Source organism: Burkholderiales bacterium, from assembly GCA_013695435.1.
GTDB lineage: Bacteria > Pseudomonadota > Gammaproteobacteria > Burkholderiales > JACMKV01 > JACMKV01.
Genome location: JACDAM010000117.1, coordinates 1 through 2,120 on the forward strand (window position 1 = coordinate 1; position 2,120 = coordinate 2,120).

Consider the following 2,120-nt stretch of genomic DNA (forward strand, 5'->3'; position numbering starts at 1 on the left):
AAAGCGCGCAAGGATGCGATCGTCGCCGCTTCGATCAACGGGGTGACGAACTGGGTGCAGGGGATGCCTGGTCTCACGCTGTTCCGCGATCATGCGCGCTTCGTCGGGTCGCACGACGTGCAGGTCGGCGGCAAGACGCTCACGGCGGACAAGATATTCATCAACGTTGGCGGCCACCCTCTGGTGCCAGACTGGCCGGCGTTGAAGCAAATCCCCTGTCTGACCAACGTCAGCATGATGGACGTCGATTTCCTGCCCAGGCATCTGGTCATCATCGGCGGCAGCTATATCGGACTCGAATTCGCCCAGATGTACCGACGCTTCGGCAGCAAGGTCACTGTGGTCGAGCAGGGCGCGCGGCTGATCGGTCGCGAGGATGAAGACGTGTCGGATGCGGTCAGGGATATTCTCGATCGCGAGGGAATCGCCATCCACCTCAATGCCAAATGCATAGGCGTGGCCGCGCACGAGCAAGGCGTTGCCGTGAGCGCCGAGTGCGAGAGCGATGCGCCGGACATCTTCGGCAGCCATGTGCTGCTCGCCATCGGCAGGCGCCCCAATACGGAAGACCTGGGCCTTACGGCTGCGGGCATCGCGACCGACGAGCGCGGCTACATCAAGGTCGATGACCAGTTGCGCAGCAACGTTCCGGGAATTTGGGCGCTGGGCGACGTCAACGGCCGCGGCGCTTTTACCCACACGTCATGGAACGATTACGAGATTGTCGCCGCCAACCTGCTCGACAACGATCCACGCAAGGTCAGCGACCGCATCCTGACGTATGCATTATTCATCGATCCGCCGCTCGGCCGGGCGGGCATGACCGAGCGCGACGTGCGCGCTTCGGGCAAGCGGGCGCTGATCGGCAAGCTGCCCATGACAAAGGTCGGCCGCGCCAGAGAAAAAGGCGAGACGCTGGGCTTCATGAAGGTGCTCGTCGATGCCGAAAGCAAGAAGATATTGGGCGCAGCACTACTCGGACTGAATGGCGATGAGGTCGTGCACTCGCTCCTCGATGTGATGTACGCAGGCGCGCCCTACACCGTCATCCAGCGCGCCATGCACATCCATCCGACGGTAACGGAGCTGATACCGACGCTGTTGGGAGAACTGAAGCCACTGGAGTAGCAAGCGCGCAGTCGGCCGCTCCGTTGATGGCGTCGCGCAGCGCAGTTACCTACTCGCGTGGCCTGGGGGTGGATGCAGTCGCGGACGTATTGGCAGGGCCGGTTGCGGCATTGCACTTCCAGAGGGCTTTATCCACATCGTCCTACCGGAGAACACCCCGTTTTTCGCAGTTTTGGCGCACCGTCGCGAACTCTTACATTCGGGCGCGCCGAAAACGATTGATTGCGCGCCAGCTTGAATCGGCGCGCCGCGACCGCAGCCCCCAAACTCACTGTGAGCCTTGATCGTATTTGAACGACAGGCTGACGCGCGCGCGAAACGTGATTTTGCCGCCCTCGATGCGCGCATCGAGCTTGACCACATCGGCGATGCGCAAATCGCGCAGCCTCGACCCCGCTGTTTCGATCGCATTGCGCGTCGCTTCTTCCCAGGAAGTCGGGCTGCTGCCAACAAGTTCGACGATTTTGTAAACGCTTTCAACGGTTTGCTTGGGTGTGGCTTTGGCCATGTGCTTTCTCCCCGGTTAAGGATAAGGTTCGGATAGATCCGCGGCTGCGGACATTCATAATAGCCGCGCATCCATCCATCTGTCAGCAGGCAGTTCGCGTTGGCGACTTTCGCTTGCGTGAATATTTCACATTTTTTCTGTGCAATTCGGCGCAGAACCTGATTTCCGCTTTCCCTACACTGGCCTCAACTGCTCCCGACATCGGACCCAGGGAGCGGGGTTAGGAAATCAGGGCCCGCTAAACCCGATGGAGGCCAGCATGTTGAAATCCGCCAAATCCGCGATTCTTCTGAGCGTCGCAATCTCTGCGTTTAACCTCACTTCAGCCACCGCGGCCGAAGGATTCGAGCAGCAACGAAGCTTCAGCGATGGAGATGTCTACTCCGCTGAATATCCCGTTTCCGCTGGTGTACAAGGACGGCCGGGACCGCTTGGGGTCAGCGCAAATTATCATCAGTCTGCGTCCTGGCTCGACCTGCAATTG

Annotated in this window: 3 protein-coding genes; 2 read left to right on the forward strand and 1 reads right to left on the reverse strand. The window is 60.1% G+C overall.

What is annotated here, in order from left to right:
* Positions 1 to 1,128, forward strand: a 1,128-nt coding sequence (locus H0V78_06275; protein ID MBA2351386.1) for an FAD-containing oxidoreductase, incomplete at its 5' end; no start/stop codon positions are given.
* Positions 1,129 to 1,396: 268 nt separating this feature from the next.
* Here the strand turns inward: H0V78_06275 and H0V78_06280 are convergent.
* The gene (locus H0V78_06280) at positions 1,397 to 1,636 is read right to left on the reverse strand and encodes a dodecin domain-containing protein (protein MBA2351387.1); all 240 of its coding nucleotides are present in this window, start codon (positions 1,634 to 1,636) and stop codon (positions 1,397 to 1,399) included.
* A 259-nt stretch (positions 1,637 to 1,895) separates the two neighbouring features.
* Between H0V78_06280 and H0V78_06285 the strand changes: the two genes are divergently transcribed.
* Positions 1,896 to 2,120 (forward strand): hypothetical protein (locus H0V78_06285; protein MBA2351388.1); only part of this gene is annotated, 225 nt, incomplete at its 3' end.

Coding starts and splice junctions, on each gene's coding strand:
- H0V78_06280 (MBA2351387.1), bottom strand. CDS start 1,636: ATGGCCAAAGCCACACCCAAGCAAACCGTTGAAAGCGTTTACAAAATC.